Source organism: Klebsiella sp. CD33 (assembly GCF_051992865.1).
Taxonomy (GTDB): domain Bacteria; phylum Pseudomonadota; class Gammaproteobacteria; order Enterobacterales; family Enterobacteriaceae; genus Klebsiella; species Klebsiella pneumoniae.
In genome coordinates, this window is the sequence record NZ_CP197023.1 from 1,528,682 (window position 1) to 1,546,442 (window position 17,761).

Genomic DNA, 17,761 nt, shown 5'->3' on the forward strand with positions numbered 1-17,761 from the left:
CATGCGGAGAGAACGTGGCGGGGAGAAACGCCCCGCAAACCCTGTCTCAGCCGCCCTGAAGAGGCGAAAGGCAGTCTGGCGTTGAATGTTTTTTCAGCGCCATTTTTATTTCTGTAGGGCATGGAAATCCCTACGCAAACGTTTTCTTTTTCTGTTAGAATGCGCCCCGAACTGGACGACAGGGCGTAAATCGTGGGACGTATATGGTCTGGATTGATTACGCCATTATGGCGGTGCTGGGTCTTTCTTGCCTGGTCAGCCTGATCCGCGGCTTTGTTCGCGAAGCTTTATCGTTAGTCACGTGGGGTTGCGCGTTTTATGTCGCCAGCCATTACTACGCTGACCTGTCTGTCTGGTTTACGGGCTTTGAGGATGAACGGGTTCGAAATGGGATTGCTATTGCGGCGCTGTTTATCGTGACGCTCATCGTTGGCGCTATCGTGAACTATGTGATAGGCCAGCTGGTGGAGAAGACCGGTTTGTCAGGAACCGACAGGGTATTGGGGATCTGCTTCGGCGCGCTACGTGGGGTGCTGATCATCGCCGCTATCCTGTTCTTCCTGGACACCTTTACCGGGATGGCGAAGAGCGATGACTGGCATCAGTCGCAGTTTATTCCCTATTTTACCCCCGTCATCAGATGGTTTTTTGAATACCTGCAAAGCTCGTCAAGTTTCTTGCCTAAAGTATAGACTTTGGGTCGTTGCTGAACGAGGAAAAGACGTATGTGCGGTATTGTCGGTATCGCCGGTGTTATGCCGGTTAACCAGTCGATTTATGATGCGCTAACGGTGCTCCAGCACCGTGGACAGGATGCCGCTGGCATCATCACCATTGATGCCAACAACTGCTTCCGGTTGCGTAAGGCTAACGGGCTGGTAAGCGACGTATTCGAGGCCCGCCACATGCAGCGTATGCAGGGCAATATGGGTATTGGCCACGTGCGTTATCCTACGGCGGGCAGCTCCAGCGCCTCCGAGGCGCAGCCGTTTTACGTTAACTCGCCGTATGGCATCACATTGGCGCATAACGGCAACCTGACCAATGCGCACGAGCTGCGTAAAAAGCTGTTTGAAGAAAAACGCCGCCATATCAATACCACCTCTGATTCCGAAATCCTCCTCAATATTTTCGCCAGTGAGCTGGATAACTTCCGTCACTACCCGCTGGAAGCGGACAACATCTTCGCGGCGATTGCGGCGACCAACCGCCTGATCCGCGGCGCGTACGCGTGCGTGGCGATGATCATCGGGCATGGCATGGTGGCCTTCCGCGACCCTAACGGCATTCGTCCGCTGGTGCTGGGTAAACGTGACGTTGGCGACGGTCGCACCGAGTATATGGTGGCCTCGGAGAGCGTGGCCCTTGATACGCTTGGTTTTGAATTCCTGCGCGATGTGGCGCCGGGCGAAGCGGTCTATATTACCGAGAAGGGCCAGCTCTATACCCGTCAGTGTGCCGATAATCCGGTCAGCAACCCGTGCCTGTTCGAGTACGTCTATTTTGCCCGTCCGGACTCGTTTATTGACAAAATTTCCGTCTACAGCGCCCGCGTCAACATGGGGACTAAGCTGGGCGAAAAGATTGCCCGCGAGTGGGAAGATCTGGATATTGACGTCGTTATTCCGATCCCGGAGACCTCCTGCGACATCGCGCTGGAAATCGCCCGCATTCTCGACAAACCTTATCGTCAGGGCTTCGTGAAGAACCGCTACGTCGGCCGGACGTTTATCATGCCCGGTCAGCAGCTGCGTCGTAAATCTGTTCGCCGTAAGCTCAACGCCAACCGTGCGGAATTCCGCGATAAGAACGTGCTGCTGGTCGATGATTCCATTGTACGCGGCACCACCTCGGAGCAGATCATTGAGATGGCGCGTGAAGCAGGGGCGAAAAAAGTGTATCTCGCCTCCGCTGCGCCGGAAATTCGTTTCCCGAACGTGTACGGTATCGATATGCCGACCGCCAACGAACTGATCGCCCATGGCCGCGAAGTGGATGAGATCCGCCAGATCATTGGCGCCGACGGCCTGATTTTCCAGGATCTCAACGATCTGATCGACGCGGTGCGCGCGGAGAACCCGGATATTCAGCAGTTTGAATGCTCGGTGTTCAACGGCGTATATGTGACCCGGGATGTCGACCAGCAGTACCTCGACTATCTTGACTCCCTGCGTAACGATGATGCCAAAGCGGTCCAGCTGCAGAACGAAGTCGAAAACCTCGAGATGCACAACGAGGGTTAAGCCGTTCACGCGTCGCGGGCCTGCCGTACCGAAAGGACGGCGGGCTTTTTTTCGCCCCTCAACTGTGCGTCAATAGTTGCGCCAGAGGCTATAATCCGGCAAAGTCTGCGGCACACGCGCAAGGGGTAACAGAACGTGAAACGACTGATTATTGGCATTTCCGGCGCCAGCGGCGCCATTTACGGCGTGCGGATGCTGCAGGTGCTAAGAGATGTGCCGGATATTGAAACTCATCTCATCCTCAGCCAGGCGGCGCGCCAGACGTTGGCCATGGAGACCGACTACTCCGTACGTGAGGTGCAGGCGCTAGCCGATGTGGTGCATGACGCCCGCGATATCGCCGCCAGTATCTCTTCCGGTTCTTTTAAAACCGCCGGGATGGTGATTTTACCCTGCTCAATGAAGACGCTCTCGGGCATTGTCCATAGCTATACGGATGGCCTGCTGACCCGGGCGGCGGATGTCGTGCTGAAAGAGCGTCGTCCGCTGGTGCTCTGCGTGCGGGAAACGCCGTTCCATTTGGGCCATCTGCGTCTGCTGGTTCAGGCTGCAGAGCTGGGGGCGGTGATAATGCCGCCGGTACCGGCTTTTTACCACCGGCCACAAAGCCTGGACGATGTCATCAACCAGACCGTCAATCGGGTACTCGATCAATTTGATATTAGTCTGGAGCACGACTTGTTTACCCGCTGGCAGGGGGCCTAGTGTCGCACTATAGTGGTGCATGAAATGTACGCTTGCGCTGCGGTGGTGCAAATTTGTTGCCGCGATCAAATCCTCGACATTTATTTCGTCTTTTTGCGCTCAGGCGCTGCGGTTTCGCCAGTAATGCTGGTATCTTCCCTTTTAAGACAATCCTGCAACTTTATTTTAACAAATTTAACCCTGTTCCCGGCACGCACCGGGAAGATGGCACAAAAACTGCAGGATTGATCGGCAATCACCATAACAAGCAACTCACCACATCACGACACTTAAGGGTACTGTATGAAGAAGACGATTCTGGCTCTCTCTTTACTCGTGGGAATGAGCAGCACGGCCAGCGTGTTTGCTGCTCTGCCGCAGAGCATTCGCATTGGCACTGACGCGACCTATGCGCCATTTTCGTCGAAAGACGCGAAAGGGGACTTTGTTGGCTTTGATATCGATTTAGGCAATGAGTTGTGCTCCCGAATTAAGGTGAAATGTACCTGGGTCGGCAGCGATTTTGACTCCCTGATCCCCTCCCTGAAGGCGAAGAAGATTGATGCCATCATCTCTTCCCTCTCTATTACCGAGAAGCGCCAGCAAGAGATCGCCTTCTCTGACAAGCTATATGCCGCTGACTCGCGTCTGATCGCCGCCAAAGGGTCGCCGATCCAGCCGACGCTGGAGGCGCTGAAAGGCAAGCACGTCGGCGTGCTGCAGGGTTCTACTCAGGAAGCCTATGCTAACGACCGCTGGCGCAGCCAGGGCGTTGACGTGGTGGCTTACCAGAACCAGGATCTGATCTATTCAGACCTCGCAGCTGGCCGTCTGGATGCGGCGCTGCAGGATGAAGTCGCCGCCAGCGAAGGCTTCCTGAAACAGCCTGCCGGGAAAGATTTCGCCTTCGCCGGCCCGTCCGTTAAAGACAAAAAGTACTTTGGCGACGGCACCGGTATCGGCCTGCGTAAGGACGACGCCGAGCTGAAAGCCGCGTTTGATAAAGCGCTGGGCGAAATGCGTAAAGACGGCACCTACGACAAAATGGCGAAGAAATACTTCGATTTTAACGTGTACGGCGACTAAGACTGCTGCAGGCCCGCACAATGGGGTGGGCCTGCCGCCAGGTTCGTATCCATGCCCCAAAAGGGTGCATCTAAACGCGCTGTGGATCATTTCAGTGCAAAAGCAGCCAGTTTTTTGGCTAAAAAATGCATAGTTAAGCGTTTCTGATGCAAAAAATCGGCCTTTCTGGTGCATAAATCTTTGCCCTTAAGGGGCGAATAATGGCACGATAACTGGCGTAAATAGTTCTAATAAACCCGTTAGAATGACAGTCTGTCGAGGATAGTTATGAAAAAACTGGCGTTGTCTCTCTCTTTAGCGCTGGCCCTTTCCAGCGTTTCCACGGTCTTTGCCGCCATCCCGCAAAAAATTCGTATCGGTACCGATCCGACTTATGCTCCCTTCGAATCGAAGAATGCGCAGGGAGAATTGGTCGGTTTTGATATCGATCTGGCAAAAGAGCTGTGTAAGCGTATTAATACGCAATGTACCTTTGTTGAAAACCCGCTGGATGCGCTGATCCCCTCCTTAAAAGCGAAGAAAATCGACGCGATTATGTCTTCGCTGTCGATTACAGAAAAGCGCCAGCAGGAAATTGCCTTCACTGACAAGCTGTATGCGGCAGATTCGCGTCTGGTGGTGAAAAAGGGCAGCCCGGTAACGCCGGATCTCGCCACCCTCAAGGGTAAGCGCGTGGGCGTGCTGCAGGGGACGACTCAGGAAACCTATGGCAATGAGCACTGGGCGCCGAAAGGTATCGAAATTGTCTCCTATCAGGGGCAGGACAATATCTATTCCGACCTGACCGCCGGCCGGATCGACGCCGCGTTCCAGGATGAGGTCGCGGCCAGCGAAGGGTTCCTGAAACAGCCTATTGGTAAAGATTACCAGTTTGGTGGCCCGTCAATCAAAGACGAGAAACTGTTTGGTGTTGGCACCGGTATGGGGCTGCGTAAGGAAGACAACGAACTGCGTGAAGCGCTGAATAAGGCGTTTGCAGAGATGCGTAAGGACGGCACCTACGACAAGCTGGCGAAAAAATATTTCGATTTTAACGTATACGGCGAATAATTCTCACGCCTCGCCATTGCGTGCGTTTCGCGCGCAATGGTGAATGACAGACAGGGTAGGCAGCATGCTGTATGGGTTTTCACAGGTTATTTTGCAGGGTGCGCTCGTCACCCTGGAGCTTGCGCTCAGCTCGGTCGTTCTCGCCGTCCTGATTGGGCTGGCGGGCGCTGGCGCAAAGTTATCGAGCAACCGTCCACTGGCGCTGGTGTTTGAAGGCTATACCACTCTTATCCGCGGCGTGCCCGATCTGGTGCTGATGCTGCTGATTTTCTACGGCCTGCAGATTGCGCTAAACAGCGTTACCGACGCGCTGGGTATGGCCCAGTTTGATATCGATCCGATGATCGCCGGGATTATTACCCTTGGCTTTATCTATGGCGCCTATTTTACGGAAACCTTCCGCGGCGCCTACCTGGCGGTGCCGAAGGGGCATATCGAAGCGGCTACCGCCTTTGGCTTTAGCGGCGGGCAGACGTTCCGGCGTATTCTCTTCCCGGCGATGATGCGCTACGCGCTGCCGGGGATAGGCAACAACTGGCAGGTTATCCTCAAGGCGACGGCGCTGGTCTCGTTGCTGGGGCTGGAGGATGTGGTCAAAGCCACGCAGCTGGCCGGGAAAAGCACCTGGCAGCCGTTCTACTTCGCCATCGTCTGCGGCCTGATTTATCTGGTGTTTACCACCGTTTCTAATGGCGTACTGCTGCTGCTCGAACGCCGCTATACCGTTGGCGTGAAGAGGGCTGACCTGTGATTGAAATTATTCAGGAGTACTGGAAATCACTACTGTGGACCGACGGCTATCGCTTTACCGGCGTGGCGATTACCTTATGGTTGCTGATCTCTTCAGTGGTAATGGGGGGCATCCTGGCGGTGTTTCTGGCCATCGGCCGCGTCTCGAGCAATAAGTTTATCCAGTTCCCCATCTGGCTGTTCACTTACATATTTCGCGGCACGCCTTTGTATGTGCAGTTGCTGGTTTTTTACTCCGGCATGTATACCCTGGAAATCGTCAAAGGCACGGAGCTGTTGAACGCTTTTTTCCGCAGCGGGCTAAACTGCACGGTTCTGGCGTTAACCCTGAATACTTGCGCCTATACCACTGAAATTTTCGCCGGCGCGATCCGCTCAGTACCCGCCGGAGAAATTGAAGCAGCGCGGGCCTACGGCTTCTCTTCGGTCAAACTGTATCGCTGCATTATTCTGCCTTCCGCGCTGCGGATTGCACTGCCGGCCTACAGTAACGAAGTGATCCTCATGCTGCACTCTACCGCGCTGGCGTTTACCGCTACGGTACCGGATCTGCTGAAAATCGCCCGCGATATCAACTCGGCCACCTATCAGCCGTTCACCGCGTTTGGCATCGCCGCGGTGCTTTATTTAATTATCTCGTATGTGCTGATTAGCTTGTTCCGTAAAGCGGAAAAGCGCTGGTTGCAGCATATCAAACCTTCTTCGACGCATTGAGAACGCCATGTCCGACAATAAATTAAACGTTATCGATCTGCATAAACGCTATGGGGAACACGAGGTGCTGAAGGGCGTCTCGCTGCAGGCGAAAGCCGGGGACGTTATCAGCATCATCGGTTCATCGGGTTCCGGAAAAAGTACCTTTTTGCGCTGTATTAACTTCCTTGAAAAACCGAGCGAAGGCACGATCGTCGTCAGCGGCCAAAATATTGGTCTGGTACGGGATAAAGACGGCCAGCTGAAGGTGGCCGACAAGAACCAGTTGCGCCTGCTGCGCACCCGGTTGACCATGGTGTTTCAGCATTTCAATCTGTGGAGCCATATGACGGTGCTGGAGAACGTCATGGAAGCACCGATTCAGGTGCTGGGCTTAAGCAAACAGGAAGCGCGCGAACGGGCGGTAAAATATCTGGCCAAGGTCGGGATAGACGAACGTCAGCAAGCGAAGTATCCGGTGCATCTTTCCGGTGGCCAGCAGCAGCGTGTCTCTATTGCCCGCGCGCTGGCGATGGAACCGGAAGTGCTGCTGTTTGATGAGCCGACCTCCGCGCTGGATCCGGAACTGGTGGGCGAAGTGTTACGCATTATGCAGCAGCTGGCGGAAGAGGGAAAAACCATGGTGGTGGTGACCCATGAAATGGGCTTTGCCCGCCACGTCTCTTCACATGTCATTTTTCTGCATCAGGGTAAAATTGAAGAAGAAGGGCATCCGGATGCGCTGTTTGGCGCGCCGAAAAGCCCGCGCCTGCAGCAGTTTCTGAAAGGTTCGCTGAAATAATCGGCTCATCCGGCGTCTGCGGACGCCGGATGAGCTTCCCGCTCCAGCCGATAGATCCAGTCATCGTAATCGACGCCGTTCAGATGATAGGCTTTCTCCAGCACCTGGGTGCGCACAAAGCCTTGCTTCTCCAGCAGGCGCGATGAGCCACGGTTTTCACCCAGCACCCAGGCATTGATGGCCTGCACCCCCAGGGTGGTGAAACCATACTCGCAGACCGCCCGCAGCGCTTCGCTGGCATAGCCTTTTCCCTGAGCCTGAGGCAGCAGCGCGTAGCCGACGTCAGCTTCGTGCGGATTTTTCGGGCTGATGCGGAGCCCAATATCGCCCAGCGCCTCGCCGAATTTATCGCGCAATACAAACACCCCGGGATCGGCACAGCGACTGACGAAGACGCTGCGCAGCGCATCCTCGCTTAACACCTCCCCCATAAAACGCATCACCTGCGGATCCTGGCGCAGGCGCAGAAAAAAGGGCCAGTCATCGGTAACAAAGCGGGTAAGCGAAAGGCGTGGTGTGGTGATGGTCGTCATAAAGCAGTCAATACGCAGAAAGAAAAGCCTACCTTAGCACTTTGCTTTGCCAGGTAACACCGGCGAACCGGCCGGCTGGCGGTGAATTCAGGCGATTAAGGGCGCTGGTTGTCCTGAATATGGCGATGCTGCAGCGCCAGGGTGAGGCCATCCAGGCGTGGAGCATGAGCCAGCAGAATGGAATCAGAGGAGCCAATGCTCCCCTGTGTCAGCCATTAACTCAGCACATCCTTTAGCGCTTCGTCCAGATCGTACCAGCGGAAGGCAAAGCCGGCGGCCTCCAGACGCTTTGGCAGCGCGCGCTGGCCGCCAAGCACCAGGACGGCGGATTCCCCCATCAACAGGCGGATAGCGGCGGCGGGAACGCGGAAAATCGCCGGTCGATGGAGCGCATGACCCAGCGCATGGGCGAACTGCTCGTTATGCACCGGGTAGGGAGAAACCATATTGAACGGACCGCGCAGATCGTTATCCAGCAGCCACAGAATGCCGTTAACCATATCGTCGATATGGATCCAGGCCAGGTACTGTCTGCCGTTGCCGATAGGCCCGCCGAGGCCGAGCTTAAAGGCGGGTGTCATTTTGCCGAGAATACCGCCCCGCGGAGCCAGTACCACGCCGGTGCGCAGCAGGCAGACGCGGGTGCGCTCGCTTTGCGCTTCGCAGGCAATTTGCTCCCAGCGGGCGCACAGCTTATGGGTAAACTCATTGTGCGGTGGCTCTTCTTCGGTCACCACCACCTCGCCGAGGTCGCCATAGTAGCCGATGGCAGACCCGCTGATCAGCACGGAGGGAGGGGTGTCGCTGGCGTGGATCAGGCCCACCAGCCGCTGCGTGAGATCCCAGCGGCTATGGCACAAGCGTTGTTTCTGCTCGGCCGTCCAGCGTTTATCAGCGATGGGTTCACCCGCCAGGTTGATGACGGCATCAATATCATTGAGGTGGTGATGGCCCTCGAAATCGCGCCACAGGGTGACGCGCGGATCGAGACGGGCGCGGGCGGTATCCGGATGTCGCGTGGAGACCGTGACGCTATGCCCGAGCTCCAGCAATCTGGGTATCAGATGTCGGCCAATCAGGCCGGTACCACCAGTAACCAGGATCTTCATACCACCTCCCTGACATGGTTAGCGACGCCAGCTCATGGTCATGGACACCGAGTCGGCATAGCGCAGCGCATGAAGTTTATCAATCTCCACTTCAGCATATGTGACCCAGTGATGTTCGCATGCGATATTCAGCACATCCTGAGTTAATTTTTCCAGCAGCGAAAAACGGCCATTCTCAAGATGGCTGATTATGCGCTTGGTAATGGTGCGATAGTTCAGCGCATCATTGATGTCCTCGCTGTCGCGCGCTTTATCGGCAGGGTAGTGAATGGCTACATTCACTACTACGTCCTGGCGGTTGGCGATCTCTTCCTCTTTAATACCAATAAAAGTCCGCAGGCGCAGGTTCTTAATACGAATAATGGCGTCTGGTTGAGACATTGCAGGCTTCCTCCGTGGTGTAAGTCCTGCAATCATACAACAAAGCGCGACGGGCGAGCAGGGGGTTAATAAAGCTGAATTTTTAACATCGCTTCCGCCGTTGCCGGCCGCTGCTTAATGCGCTCATACCAGTTGTGCACCGCCGGATAGTTCGCCAGATCGATACGCTGTCGGACATGGCAGTTCACCCAGGGCCAGGCGGCGATGTCGGCGATACTGTAGTGGTCGCCGCCAAGCCACGGGCTGCATCCCAGACGCTGATTTAGCACCCCATACAGTCGTTGGGTTTCCACCTGAAAACGTTCAATAGCGTAGGGCACGGTTTGCGGCGCGGAGTGGGAAAAATGTTGATTTTGCCCCAGCATCGGCCCCAGCCCGCCGACCTGCCAGAACAGCCACTGCAGCGTGACGTAGCGTTCCCGCAGCTCGCCGCTCAGCAGCTTACCGCTTTTTTCCGCCAGATAGAGCAGGATGGCGCCGGACTCGAAAACGCTCAATGGCGCCCCGCCGTCAGCAGGCATGTGGTCGACGATAGCCGGAACTTTATTATTCGGCGAAATCGCCAGAAACTGCGGATGAAATTGTTCCCCTTTGCCGATATCGACCCGAATTAGCCGATAGGCTAGCTCCGCCTCTTCGAGGAACAGGGTGATTTTGTGGCCGTTTGGGGTGGGTGCATAGTAAAGATCGATCATAATATTTCCCGCCGTCGTGGGTCGCAAACTGTTCGAGTATAGGTGAAGCTGCGCCACCCGGGAGAAATTCCGCAAGCGACCCGGCAGCCAGGCGACGAGTCGTCCGCGTTCGAGCAGTGACATCGCCTGTAAGACAGGCTATGTTGGCTTATTGTCCTGTCTACCACCCTTGAGGAAGCTATGAGCCAGCCTGTCATTACCCTGTGGTCCGATGCCGATTTTTTCTCACCGTACGTGATGTCTGTCTATGTCGCTCTGCAGGAAAAAAGCCTGCCTTTTACCCTTAAAACCGTCGACCTGAACCGCGGCGAACATCTGCAGGCGGGCTGGACAGGCTATGCCGCCACCCGTCGCGTACCGCTGCTGGAGGTTGATGATTTCGCGCTAAGTGAGTCTTCGGCGATTACCGAGTATCTGGATGAGCGTTTTGCGCCGCCGGAGTGGGAGCGCATCTACCCGCATGATCTGCAAAAACGAGCCCGCGCCCGGCAGATCCAGGCCTGGCTGCGCAGCGATCTGATGCCAATTCGTGAAGAGCGATCCACCGCCGTGGTGTTTGACGGGGCGAAAATGCCGGACCTCAGCGAGGCCGGCAGGCAATCTGCGGAAAAGCTGTTTGCCACCGCCACCACGCTACTGGCCCACGGCGGGCAAAATTTATTTGGCGAATGGTCTATTGCCGACGCAGACCTGGCGCTGATGCTCAATCGCCTGGTTCTCAATGGCGATAAGGTACCGGAGGCGCTGGCTGATTATGCGTCTTTCCAGTGGCAGCGGGCCTCAATCCAGCGTTACGTGGCGCTTTCCGCCAAACGCTGAGGCTGATAACCCGCCGCGCTTCCGCTATCATAGAGGCATCGTAACCAGTGGAGATGGAACCTATGAAGCTGATGTTTGCCTCCGATATTCATGGTTCGCTGCCCGCCACGGAACGCGTGCTTGAACGGTTCGCGCAAAGCGGCGCCAGGTGGCTGATCATACTCGGCGATGTGCTCAATCACGGTCCGCGCAACGCGCTGCCTGAGGGGTATGCGCCGGGTGAGGTGGCGGAGCGGTTGAACAGCGTGGCGGAACGCATTGTTGCTGTTCGCGGCAACTGCGACAGCGAAGTGGATCAGATGCTGCTTCGTTTTCCAATGACCGCGCCCTGGCAGCAGGTGCTTAGCGAACGCTATCGCCTGTTTCTGACCCACGGGCATCTCTATAGTCCGGATAATCTGCCGCCGCTGGCCGCTGGCGATGTCCTGGCATATGGCCATACTCATATACCGGTCGCGGAAAAACGCGGCGCAATTTACCTCTTTAATCCCGGCTCAGTGAGTATCCCGAAAGGGGGATATTCCGCCAGCTATGGGCTGCTGGATCAGGGGCGGCTGCAGGTTTTAGCACTCAATGATAATCAGGTTATTGCAGAGGTTGCAATTTACCCGTAATTTAGCCCTCAATCATAAAGACGCGCCGCGAGAGCGCATTTAAAGTAAGGTTTCCTGATGGCGGAACAGAATCATTTGGCAAGCACAGAATGGGTCGATATTGTTAATGAAAACAATGAGGTGATAGCACAGTCCAGCCGCGAGCAAATGCGCGCGCAGTGCCTGCGCCACCGGGCGACCTATATCGTCGTTCATGACGGAATGGGGAAAATTCTGGTGCAGCGACGCACCGAGACAAAAGACTTTCATCCGGGCATGCTGGATGCCACCGCTGGCGGCGTCGTGCAGGCTGATGAGCAGCTGCTGGAATCGGCCCGTCGCGAGGCGGAAGAGGAGTTAGGCATCGCCGGGGTGCCGTTTGCCGATCACGGCCAGTTTTATTACGAAGACAAATACTGCCGCGTCTGGGGAAGTCTGTTTAGCTGCGTCTCCCACGGGCCGTTCGCCCTGCAGGAAGAAGAGGTCAGCGAGGTGTGCTGGTTAACGCCGGAAGAGATCACCGCCCGCTGCGATGAGTTCACGCCGGACTCCCTGAAAGCGCTGGCGCTGTGGATGACCCGCAACGCCGGTAATGAGTATGATGATGCGGAAGAGAGCGAGCGCGAATAAAGATCGCAAACGCGCGACAGCAATCGTCGCTCGCCTCCTGACGACAAAAAGGCAGCCATTCGGCTGCCTTTTGCTTTGACCACAGCGGCAGATTACTTCTGCTGCTGAGCCGATTGGATCGCGGTCAGTGCGATGGTATAGACGATATCGTCTACCAGCGCGCCACGGGACAGGTCGTTGACCGGCTTGCGCATACCCTGCAGCATCGGCCCGATGGAGATCAGGTCGGCAGAGCGCTGTACCGCTTTGTACGTGGTGTTACCGGTGTTCAGATCCGGGAAGATGAACACGGTCGCGCGGCCAGCTACCGGTGAGTTCGGCGCTTTGGACTTCGCTACGTCAGCCATCACCGCGGCGTCATACTGCAGCGGGCCGTCGATCATCAGGTCAGGACGTTTTTCCTGCGCCAGACGGGTCGCTTCGCGGACTTTCTCGACATCGCTACCCGCGCCGGAGGTACCGGTGGAGTAGGAGAGCATCGCTACGCGCGGTTCGATGCCGAAGGCAATCGCGGATTCAGCGGACTGAATAGCGATTTCCGCCAGCTGCTCGGCGGTCGGGTCCGGGTTGATCGCGCAGTCGCCGTAAACGTAAACCTGTTCCGGCAGCAGCATGAAGAACACGGAGGAGACCAGCGAGCTGCCCGGCGCGGTTTTGATCAGCTGCAGCGGCGGACGAATGGTGTTGGCAGTGGTGTGAACCGCGCCGGATACCAGACCGTCGACTTCGTCCTGTTCCAGCATCAGGGTGCCGAGAACCACGTTGTCTTCCAGCTGCTCACGCGCGACCGCTTCGGTCATGCCTTTGTTCTTACGCAGTTCGACCAGGCGACCCACATAGCTTTCGCGAACCACTTCCGGATCGACGATTTCAATGCCGGCGCCAAGCTCAACGCCCTGGGCCGCGGCTACGCGGTTGATCTCATCCGGGTTACCCAGCAGGACGCAGGTGGCGATCCCGCGTTCGGCGCAAATCGCCGCCGCTTTCACGGTACGCGGTTCGTCGCCTTCCGGCAGAACGACACGTTTGCCGGCTTTGCGCGCCAGCTCGGTCAGCTGGTAGCGGAAGGCTGGCGGAGAGAGACGGCGGCTGCGCTCGGAGGTCGCGGTCAGCGATTCGATCCAGTCGGCGTTGATGTAGTTGGCCACGTATTCCTGAACTTTCTCGATACGCTCGTGATCGTCAACCGGTACTTCGAGGTTAAAGCTCTGCAGGCTCAGGGAGGTCTGCCAGGTGTTGGTGTTGACCATAAATACCGGCAGGCCGGTCGCGAAAGCGCGTTCACACAGCTTGCTGATGCGCGCGTCCATTTCATAGCCGCCGGTCAGCAGAATGGCGCCGATTTCCACGCCGTTCATTGCCGCCAGGCAGGCCGCAACCAGCACGTCAGGACGGTCTGCGGAGGTAACCAGCAGAGAACCAGGGCGGAAGTGTTCCAGCATGTGCGGGATGCTGCGCGCGCAGAAAGTCACGGATTTCACGCGGCGGGTATTGATATCGCCTTCGTTGATGATGGTCGCATTCAGATGGTGCGCCATGTCGATCGCGCGGGTCGCGATCAGATCGAAGCTCCATGGCACTGCGCCCAGCACCGGCAGCGTGCTGCCTTTCTGCAGCTGAGCCGGGTCAATCTTCACGATTTTTGCTTTCGACGAGTCGTCGAAAATTTCCGACAGGTCAGGACGGGTACGGCCCTGATCGTCGACAGGGGCATTCAGTTTGTTGACGATAACGCCGGTGATGCTGGTATTTTTGGCGCCGCCAAAGCTGTTACGGGTCAGTTCGATACGCTCGTTCAGCTGTTCTGGCGTGTCGGTGCCCTGAGACATCACGAAGACGATTTCAGCGTTCAGCGTTTTGGCGATTTCAAAGTTCAGCGCCTGGGCGAACTGATGCTTACGGGTCGGTACCAGGCCTTCCACCAGCACCACTTCCGCGTCCTGAGTATTCGCGTGGTAGTTGGCAATGATCTCTTCCATCAGCACATCTTTCTGATTGCTGGAGAGCAGAGACTCAACATGGCTCATCTTCAGCGGTTCAGCGGCGGTGGTGGTGGAGGAGCTGGCGCGAACGATGGTGGTGGTCTGGTCTGGGGCATCGCCACCGGAACGCGGCTGGGCGATAGGTTTAAAGACGCTCAGACGAACGCCTTTGCGTTCCATAGCGCGGATCACACCGAGGCTGACGCTGGTCAGACCTACGCTGGTACCGGTAGGAATTAACATGATAGTACGGGACACGGTATATCCTCTTTCGTTACCGCCAGTATCAGGCGGGATACAAAACAGCACCGCCAGCTATCCGTCATATTTCAAGTTGCAGGTGCGTTGGCTCTACTTGCTCACCCCGGTGGCGTACGCGCTGTACGCGGCCGGGGTTTTGCTGTGTCGCCGCCTTCCTGCAGCTCGAATTATTGCGGGTCAGGGCTGGCGATGTGGAATTATGCGGTCAGACGGCTGGCGTCTTGCGCGATGACCAGCTCTTCGTTGGTCGGGATAACCACGGCAGGACGGGTGCCTTCTTTGTTGATGAAGCCAGACTTGCCGAAGCGGGCAGCAAGGTTACGCTCATGGTCAACTTCAAAGCCCAGTACGCCCAGTTTGCCCAGCGACAGCTCACGCACCATCGCGGCGTTTTCACCGATACCACCGGTGAAAATAACGGCGTCAAGACGGCCGTCCATCAGCGCGGTGTAGGAACCGATGTATTTCGCCAGGCGGTGGCAGTAAACGTCCATTGCGCGTTTAGCGTCGGCTTTTTCCTGATAGTTGTCTTCCACGTAGCGGCAGTCGCTGGTGACTTCGGTCAGACCCAGCAGGCCGGACTCTTTGGTCAGCATTTTGTTGATCGCGTCAACGCTCATGCCCAGGGTGTCGTGCAGATGGAAGATGATGGCCGGATCGATGTCACCGGAGCGGGTACCCATCACCAGGCCTTCCAGCGGGGTCAGACCCATGGAGGTGTCAACGCATTTACCGTTACGGATAGCGGAAACAGAACCACCGTTGCCGAGGTGGCAGGTGATGATGTTCAGCTCTTCCACCGGCTTGTTGAGGATCTTAGCGGCTTCCTGAGTCACGTAGAAGTGGCTGGTGCCGTGCGCGCCGTAACGACGAACGCCGTGCTCTTTGTACAGGCTGTACGGCAGGGCGTAGAGATAGGATTCTTCCGGCATGGTCTGATGGAACGCCGTATCGAATACAGCCACGTTTTTGTCTTTCAGGTGCGGGAAGGATTTCAGCGCTTCAGCGATGCCGATCAGGTGTGCCGGGTTGTGCAGCGGTGCGAAAGACGCGGCGTCTTTAATACCCTGAATTACGGACTCGTCGATCACCACAGAGCTGGTGTATTTTTCACCGCCGTGTACGATACGGTGGCCGATTGCGGTCAGCTGAGCAGACAGTTCTGGTTTTTGTGCCAGAATAGTGTTAACGATAAAGTTCAGCGCTTCACTGTGCGCGGCGCCCGCGCCTAACTCGGCTTCTTGTTTGCTGCCGTCCATTTTCCATTTGATACGGGCTTCCGGCAGGTGGAAGCATTCCGCTAAACCGGACAGATATTCGTCGCCGTTCACGGCGTCAAGGATAGCAAATTTCAGAGAGGAGCTACCGCAGTTCAGAACCAGTACTAACTTACTCGACATGGAAGTACCTTTTTATGATACGTGGCTAAAAAAACGTCAGTGTGTCATTAGCGTAGCGCAGGATGACCTCGACATTTATGATTAACATCATGCCTTGTTCTGTTTTCGGGCACGATGAGAGAAGTACATTTGATTTTATGCCATTTTGCATAATTTTCAGCCAATGGCAGAATATGCGATAATTTGACTAGCCTGGCAAAGAGTCTAACCGCCCTTTCAGGCGGGCACAGGATACCTGATTGCGGCATCCTTTGCCAAAATCTTTTGAACGATGTCATGCATAGTTGGTGTTTTGCACGAATTTTTTAAGTTTTATATGTAAAGTTGAGGTAAAGCCATGTCGACCCCTGAGAAACGCCCCGTTAGCTTCTTTAGCTTGTTCAACCGCGGGCAGCATTACGCAAAGACCTGGCCTCTCGACAAGCGCCTCGCGCCGGTGTTTATTGAAAACCGCATTATTCGTGCCACCCGCTATGCCATCCGCATCATGCCGCCAATCGCCATTTTTACCCTCTGCTGGCAGATAGCTCTTGGCGGCCAGCTGGGCCCCGCCGTCGCTACCGCGCTGTTTGCGCTGAGCCTGCCGATGCAGGGACTCTGGTGGTTGGGTAAGCGTTCGGTGACGCCGCTGCCGCCCTCCATTCTTAACTGGTTCTATGAAGTGCGCGGTAAACTGCAGGAGGCGGGGCAGGCGCTGGCACCGGTCGAAGGCAAGCCCGATTATCAGGCGCTGGCTGACACGCTTAAGCGCGCCTTCAAACAACTGGATAAAACTTTCCTTGATGATTTGTAATTCACTACGGAAAACGCATATAAAAGAAGGCGCATGATTTATGCGCCTTCTTTATTTCACGCCCTACCGTGCTACAGGAGTCACAACATGGAAATGACCAATGCGCAGCGTCTGATTTTATCCAATCAGTACAAAATGATGACGATGCTCGACCCGGATAATGCGGAACGCTACCGTCGTCTGCAAACCATCATAGAGCGAGGGTATGGGCTACAGATGCGTGAACTGGACCGCGAGTTTGGCCAGCTGACGGAAGAAACCTGCCGTACCGTTATTGATATCATGGAGATGTACCACGCGCTGCACGTCTCCTGGACCAACCTGAAAGACGCGGCGGGTATCGATGAACGCCGGGTCACCTTCCTCGGATTTGATGCCGCCACCGAAGCGCGTTATCTCGGCTATGTGCGTTTTATGGTCAACGTTGAAGGCCGCTACAGCCATTTTGACGCCGGTACCCATGGCTTTAACTCGCAGACCCCGATGTGGGAGAAATATCAGCGGATGCTGAGCGTCTGGCACGCTTGCCCGCGCCAGTATCATCTGAGCAGTAATGAAATTAATCAAATTATCAACGCCTGAGGGAGGTGCCCGTGCAGTGTAAAGGTTTCCTGTTCGATTTAGACGGGACGCTGGTGGATTCCTTGCCGGTGGTGGAGCGTTCATGGTGCAAGTGGGGGGATCGTTTCGCCATTGACCATGATGAAATTCTCAGTTTTATTCACGGCAAGCAGGCCATTACCTCCATTCGCCATTTTATGCCGGGGCGCAGCGAGGAGGATATCCAGGCCGAATTTCGCTACCTCGAGCAGATAGAAGCCACTGATATTGAGGGTATCGTCGCGCTGCCGGGGGCATTAGCCCTGCTGAATACGCTCAATGAGGCCGGGATCCCGTGGGCGATTGTCACCTCCGGTTCGATTCCGGTTGCCCACGCGCGTCACCGCGCGGCGGGCCTGCCGATGCCTGAGGTGTTCGTCACCGCCGAGCAGGTGAAACACGGCAAACCGGCGCCGGACGCCTATCTGCTGGGCGCCGAGCGGCTGGGTCTGCCTACCGGGGAGTGCGCGGTGGTGGAAGATGCGCCGGCGGGGCTCCTCTCCGGACTGGCGGCCGGCTGTCGCACTATCGCGGTCAACGTGCCCGCCGATGCCCCTCGCCTGGATGAAGCCGACCTCGTGCTGAGCAGCCTGGAAGATCTGGTGGTTGAACGCCAGACTGACGGCGTGGTAAATGTGCGTCTTAAAGCGTAAACCC

22 protein-coding genes are annotated in these 17,761 nt (G+C 56.3%); 15 read left to right on the forward strand and 7 right to left on the reverse strand.

Annotated elements, in window-relative coordinates; all coding sequences use genetic code 11:
* Positions 1 to 203: 203 nt before the first annotated feature.
* The 3 genes from cvpA to ACR809_RS07730 all read left to right on the forward strand — a co-directional run bounded on the left by cvpA (position 204) and on the right by ACR809_RS07730 (position 2,948).
* Entirely contained in the window at positions 204 to 692 is a 489-nt protein-coding gene (gene cvpA, locus ACR809_RS07720; protein ID WP_002913214.1) for a colicin V production protein, read from the forward strand.
* Between the two features lie 33 nt (positions 693 to 725).
* Positions 726 to 2,243: an amidophosphoribosyltransferase gene (purF, locus tag ACR809_RS07725; protein ID WP_002913213.1), complete on the forward strand. Its 1,518-nt coding sequence runs from the start codon at positions 726 to 728 to the stop codon at positions 2,241 to 2,243.
* 135 nt (positions 2,244 to 2,378) lie between these two features.
* A complete protein-coding gene (locus ACR809_RS07730) occupies positions 2,379 to 2,948 on the forward strand; it encodes a UbiX family flavin prenyltransferase (protein ID WP_002913212.1) in 570 nt (189 codons plus the stop codon).
* A gap of 80 nt (positions 2,949 to 3,028) precedes the next feature.
* Here ACR809_RS07730 and ACR809_RS07735 read toward each other — a convergent pair whose 3' ends face one another.
* Positions 3,029 to 3,190 (reverse strand): hypothetical protein, encoded by a 162-nt coding sequence (locus tag ACR809_RS07735; protein WP_004140952.1) that lies wholly within the window; start codon positions 3,188 to 3,190, stop codon positions 3,029 to 3,031.
* 40 nt (positions 3,191 to 3,230) lie between these two features.
* On the opposite strand from ACR809_RS07735, the gene argT reads away from it, so the two are divergent.
* The 5 genes from argT (at position 3,231) to hisP (ending at position 7,308) form a co-directional block, all read left to right on the forward strand.
* Positions 3,231 to 4,013, forward strand: a complete 783-nt coding sequence (gene argT, locus ACR809_RS07740; protein ID WP_002913210.1) for a lysine/arginine/ornithine ABC transporter substrate-binding protein ArgT — start codon at positions 3,231 to 3,233, stop codon at positions 4,011 to 4,013.
* A gap of 267 nt (positions 4,014 to 4,280) precedes the next feature.
* Positions 4,281 to 5,063: a histidine ABC transporter substrate-binding protein HisJ gene (gene hisJ, locus ACR809_RS07745; RefSeq protein ID WP_002913209.1), complete on the forward strand. Its 783-nt coding sequence runs from the start codon at positions 4,281 to 4,283 to the stop codon at positions 5,061 to 5,063.
* 64 nt (positions 5,064 to 5,127) lie between these two features.
* Positions 5,128 to 5,814 (forward strand): histidine ABC transporter permease HisQ, encoded by a 687-nt coding sequence (locus ACR809_RS07750; RefSeq protein ID WP_002913208.1) that lies wholly within the window; start codon positions 5,128 to 5,130, stop codon positions 5,812 to 5,814.
* Complete coding sequence (gene hisM / locus ACR809_RS07755) at positions 5,811 to 6,527, forward strand: histidine ABC transporter permease HisM (protein ID WP_002913207.1); 717 nt, start codon at positions 5,811 to 5,813, stop codon at positions 6,525 to 6,527. The genes ACR809_RS07750 and hisM overlap by 4 nt, the downstream gene beginning before the upstream one ends.
* Positions 6,528 to 6,534: 7 nt before the next feature.
* On the forward strand, positions 6,535 to 7,308 hold the full coding sequence (gene hisP, locus ACR809_RS07760; RefSeq protein ID WP_002913206.1) for a histidine ABC transporter ATP-binding protein HisP: 774 nt from the start codon (positions 6,535 to 6,537) through the stop codon (positions 7,306 to 7,308).
* A 5-nt stretch (positions 7,309 to 7,313) separates the two neighbouring features.
* On the opposite strand, the gene ACR809_RS07765 is transcribed toward hisP, so the two are convergent.
* A complete protein-coding gene (locus ACR809_RS07765; RefSeq protein WP_048337189.1) occupies positions 7,314 to 7,841 on the reverse strand; it encodes a GNAT family N-acetyltransferase in 528 nt (175 codons plus the stop codon).
* Positions 7,842 to 7,960: 119 nt separating this feature from the next.
* Here ACR809_RS07765 and ACR809_RS07770 point away from each other — a divergent pair, with 119 nt between their 5' ends.
* Positions 7,961 to 8,077, forward strand: a complete 117-nt coding sequence (locus ACR809_RS07770) for a hypothetical protein (protein ID WP_004217247.1) — start codon at positions 7,961 to 7,963, stop codon at positions 8,075 to 8,077.
* Here the strand turns inward: ACR809_RS07770 and ACR809_RS07775 are convergent.
* The 3 genes from ACR809_RS07775 to yfcG all read right to left on the reverse strand — a co-directional run bounded on the left by ACR809_RS07775 (position 8,057) and on the right by yfcG (position 10,026).
* The gene (locus tag ACR809_RS07775) at positions 8,057 to 8,950 is read right to left on the reverse strand and encodes a TIGR01777 family oxidoreductase (RefSeq protein ID WP_122051173.1); all 894 of its coding nucleotides are present in this window, start codon (positions 8,948 to 8,950) and stop codon (positions 8,057 to 8,059) included. The two genes, ACR809_RS07770 and ACR809_RS07775, sit on opposite strands and share 21 nt — an antisense overlap.
* Before the next feature lie 18 nt (positions 8,951 to 8,968).
* Positions 8,969 to 9,331 (reverse strand): dihydroneopterin triphosphate 2'-epimerase, encoded by a 363-nt coding sequence (folX, locus tag ACR809_RS07780; protein WP_002913200.1) that lies wholly within the window; start codon positions 9,329 to 9,331, stop codon positions 8,969 to 8,971.
* Positions 9,332 to 9,396: 65 nt separating this feature from the next.
* Positions 9,397 to 10,026, reverse strand: a complete 630-nt coding sequence (gene yfcG / locus ACR809_RS07785; RefSeq protein ID WP_004174988.1) for a GSH-dependent disulfide bond oxidoreductase — start codon at positions 10,024 to 10,026, stop codon at positions 9,397 to 9,399.
* Positions 10,027 to 10,206: 180 nt separating this feature from the next.
* Between yfcG and yfcF the strand changes: the two genes are divergently transcribed.
* The 3 genes from yfcF to yfcD all read left to right on the forward strand — a co-directional run bounded on the left by yfcF (position 10,207) and on the right by yfcD (position 12,068).
* A complete protein-coding gene (gene yfcF, locus ACR809_RS07790) occupies positions 10,207 to 10,845 on the forward strand; it encodes a glutathione transferase (RefSeq protein ID WP_004180746.1) in 639 nt (212 codons plus the stop codon).
* 62 nt (positions 10,846 to 10,907) lie between these two features.
* The gene (gene yfcE / locus ACR809_RS07795; protein ID WP_004174991.1) at positions 10,908 to 11,459 is read left to right on the forward strand and encodes a phosphodiesterase; all 552 of its coding nucleotides are present in this window, start codon (positions 10,908 to 10,910) and stop codon (positions 11,457 to 11,459) included.
* Positions 11,460 to 11,516: 57 nt separating this feature from the next.
* Positions 11,517 to 12,068, forward strand: coding sequence for an NUDIX hydrolase YfcD (gene yfcD, locus ACR809_RS07800; RefSeq protein ID WP_122051174.1), 552 nt, complete (start codon positions 11,517 to 11,519; stop codon positions 12,066 to 12,068).
* Positions 12,069 to 12,160: 92 nt separating this feature from the next.
* Here yfcD and pta read toward each other — a convergent pair whose 3' ends face one another.
* Both pta and ackA read right to left on the reverse strand, forming a co-directional pair.
* Positions 12,161 to 14,308, reverse strand: a complete 2,148-nt coding sequence (gene pta, locus ACR809_RS07805; RefSeq protein ID WP_002913196.1) for a phosphate acetyltransferase — start codon at positions 14,306 to 14,308, stop codon at positions 12,161 to 12,163.
* Between the two features lie 200 nt (positions 14,309 to 14,508).
* Positions 14,509 to 15,711, reverse strand: a complete 1,203-nt coding sequence (gene ackA / locus ACR809_RS07810; RefSeq protein WP_002913195.1) for an acetate kinase — start codon at positions 15,709 to 15,711, stop codon at positions 14,509 to 14,511.
* 337 nt (positions 15,712 to 16,048) lie between these two features.
* Here ackA and yfbV point away from each other — a divergent pair, with 337 nt between their 5' ends.
* The 3 genes from yfbV (at position 16,049) to ACR809_RS07825 (ending at position 17,757) form a co-directional block, all read left to right on the forward strand.
* Positions 16,049 to 16,504, forward strand: coding sequence for a terminus macrodomain insulation protein YfbV (gene yfbV, locus ACR809_RS07815; RefSeq protein WP_002913194.1), 456 nt, complete (start codon positions 16,049 to 16,051; stop codon positions 16,502 to 16,504).
* A gap of 87 nt (positions 16,505 to 16,591) precedes the next feature.
* Positions 16,592 to 17,086: a YfbU family protein gene (locus ACR809_RS07820; protein ID WP_002913193.1), complete on the forward strand. Its 495-nt coding sequence runs from the start codon at positions 16,592 to 16,594 to the stop codon at positions 17,084 to 17,086.
* Between the two features lie 11 nt (positions 17,087 to 17,097).
* Positions 17,098 to 17,757, forward strand: coding sequence for a sugar phosphatase (locus tag ACR809_RS07825; RefSeq protein WP_023325317.1), 660 nt, complete (start codon positions 17,098 to 17,100; stop codon positions 17,755 to 17,757).
* Positions 17,758 to 17,761 lie beyond the last annotated feature (4 nt).

Excerpts from the sequence above, each read along its gene's own strand:
- folX (WP_002913200.1), bottom strand. The coding sequence starts at position 9,331 with ATGTCTCAACCAGACGCCATTATTCGTATTAAGAACCTGCGCCTGCGG.
- ACR809_RS07750 (WP_002913208.1), top strand. The coding sequence starts at position 5,128 with ATGCTGTATGGGTTTTCACAGGTTATTTTGCAGGGTGCGCTCGTCACC.
- ACR809_RS07770 (WP_004217247.1), top strand. The coding sequence starts at position 7,961 with ATGGCGATGCTGCAGCGCCAGGGTGAGGCCATCCAGGCGTGGAGCATG.
- cvpA (WP_002913214.1), top strand. The coding sequence starts at position 204 with ATGGTCTGGATTGATTACGCCATTATGGCGGTGCTGGGTCTTTCTTGC.
- ACR809_RS07775 (WP_122051173.1), bottom strand. The coding sequence starts at position 8,950 with ATGAAGATCCTGGTTACTGGTGGTACCGGCCTGATTGGCCGACATCTG.
- yfcF (WP_004180746.1), top strand. The coding sequence starts at position 10,207 with ATGAGCCAGCCTGTCATTACCCTGTGGTCCGATGCCGATTTTTTCTCA.
- hisJ (WP_002913209.1), top strand. The coding sequence starts at position 4,281 with ATGAAAAAACTGGCGTTGTCTCTCTCTTTAGCGCTGGCCCTTTCCAGC.
- ACR809_RS07820 (WP_002913193.1), top strand. The coding sequence starts at position 16,592 with ATGGAAATGACCAATGCGCAGCGTCTGATTTTATCCAATCAGTACAAA.
- yfbV (WP_002913194.1), top strand. The coding sequence starts at position 16,049 with ATGTCGACCCCTGAGAAACGCCCCGTTAGCTTCTTTAGCTTGTTCAAC.
- hisP (WP_002913206.1), top strand. The coding sequence starts at position 6,535 with ATGTCCGACAATAAATTAAACGTTATCGATCTGCATAAACGCTATGGG.
- yfcG (WP_004174988.1), bottom strand. The coding sequence starts at position 10,026 with ATGATCGATCTTTACTATGCACCCACCCCAAACGGCCACAAAATCACC.
- ACR809_RS07735 (WP_004140952.1), bottom strand. The coding sequence starts at position 3,190 with ATGGTGATTGCCGATCAATCCTGCAGTTTTTGTGCCATCTTCCCGGTG.
- ackA (WP_002913195.1), bottom strand. The coding sequence starts at position 15,711 with ATGTCGAGTAAGTTAGTACTGGTTCTGAACTGCGGTAGCTCCTCTCTG.
- ACR809_RS07765 (WP_048337189.1), bottom strand. The coding sequence starts at position 7,841 with ATGACGACCATCACCACACCACGCCTTTCGCTTACCCGCTTTGTTACC.
- yfcD (WP_122051174.1), top strand. The coding sequence starts at position 11,517 with ATGGCGGAACAGAATCATTTGGCAAGCACAGAATGGGTCGATATTGTT.
- yfcE (WP_004174991.1), top strand. The coding sequence starts at position 10,908 with ATGAAGCTGATGTTTGCCTCCGATATTCATGGTTCGCTGCCCGCCACG.
- purF (WP_002913213.1), top strand. The coding sequence starts at position 726 with ATGTGCGGTATTGTCGGTATCGCCGGTGTTATGCCGGTTAACCAGTCG.
- argT (WP_002913210.1), top strand. The coding sequence starts at position 3,231 with ATGAAGAAGACGATTCTGGCTCTCTCTTTACTCGTGGGAATGAGCAGC.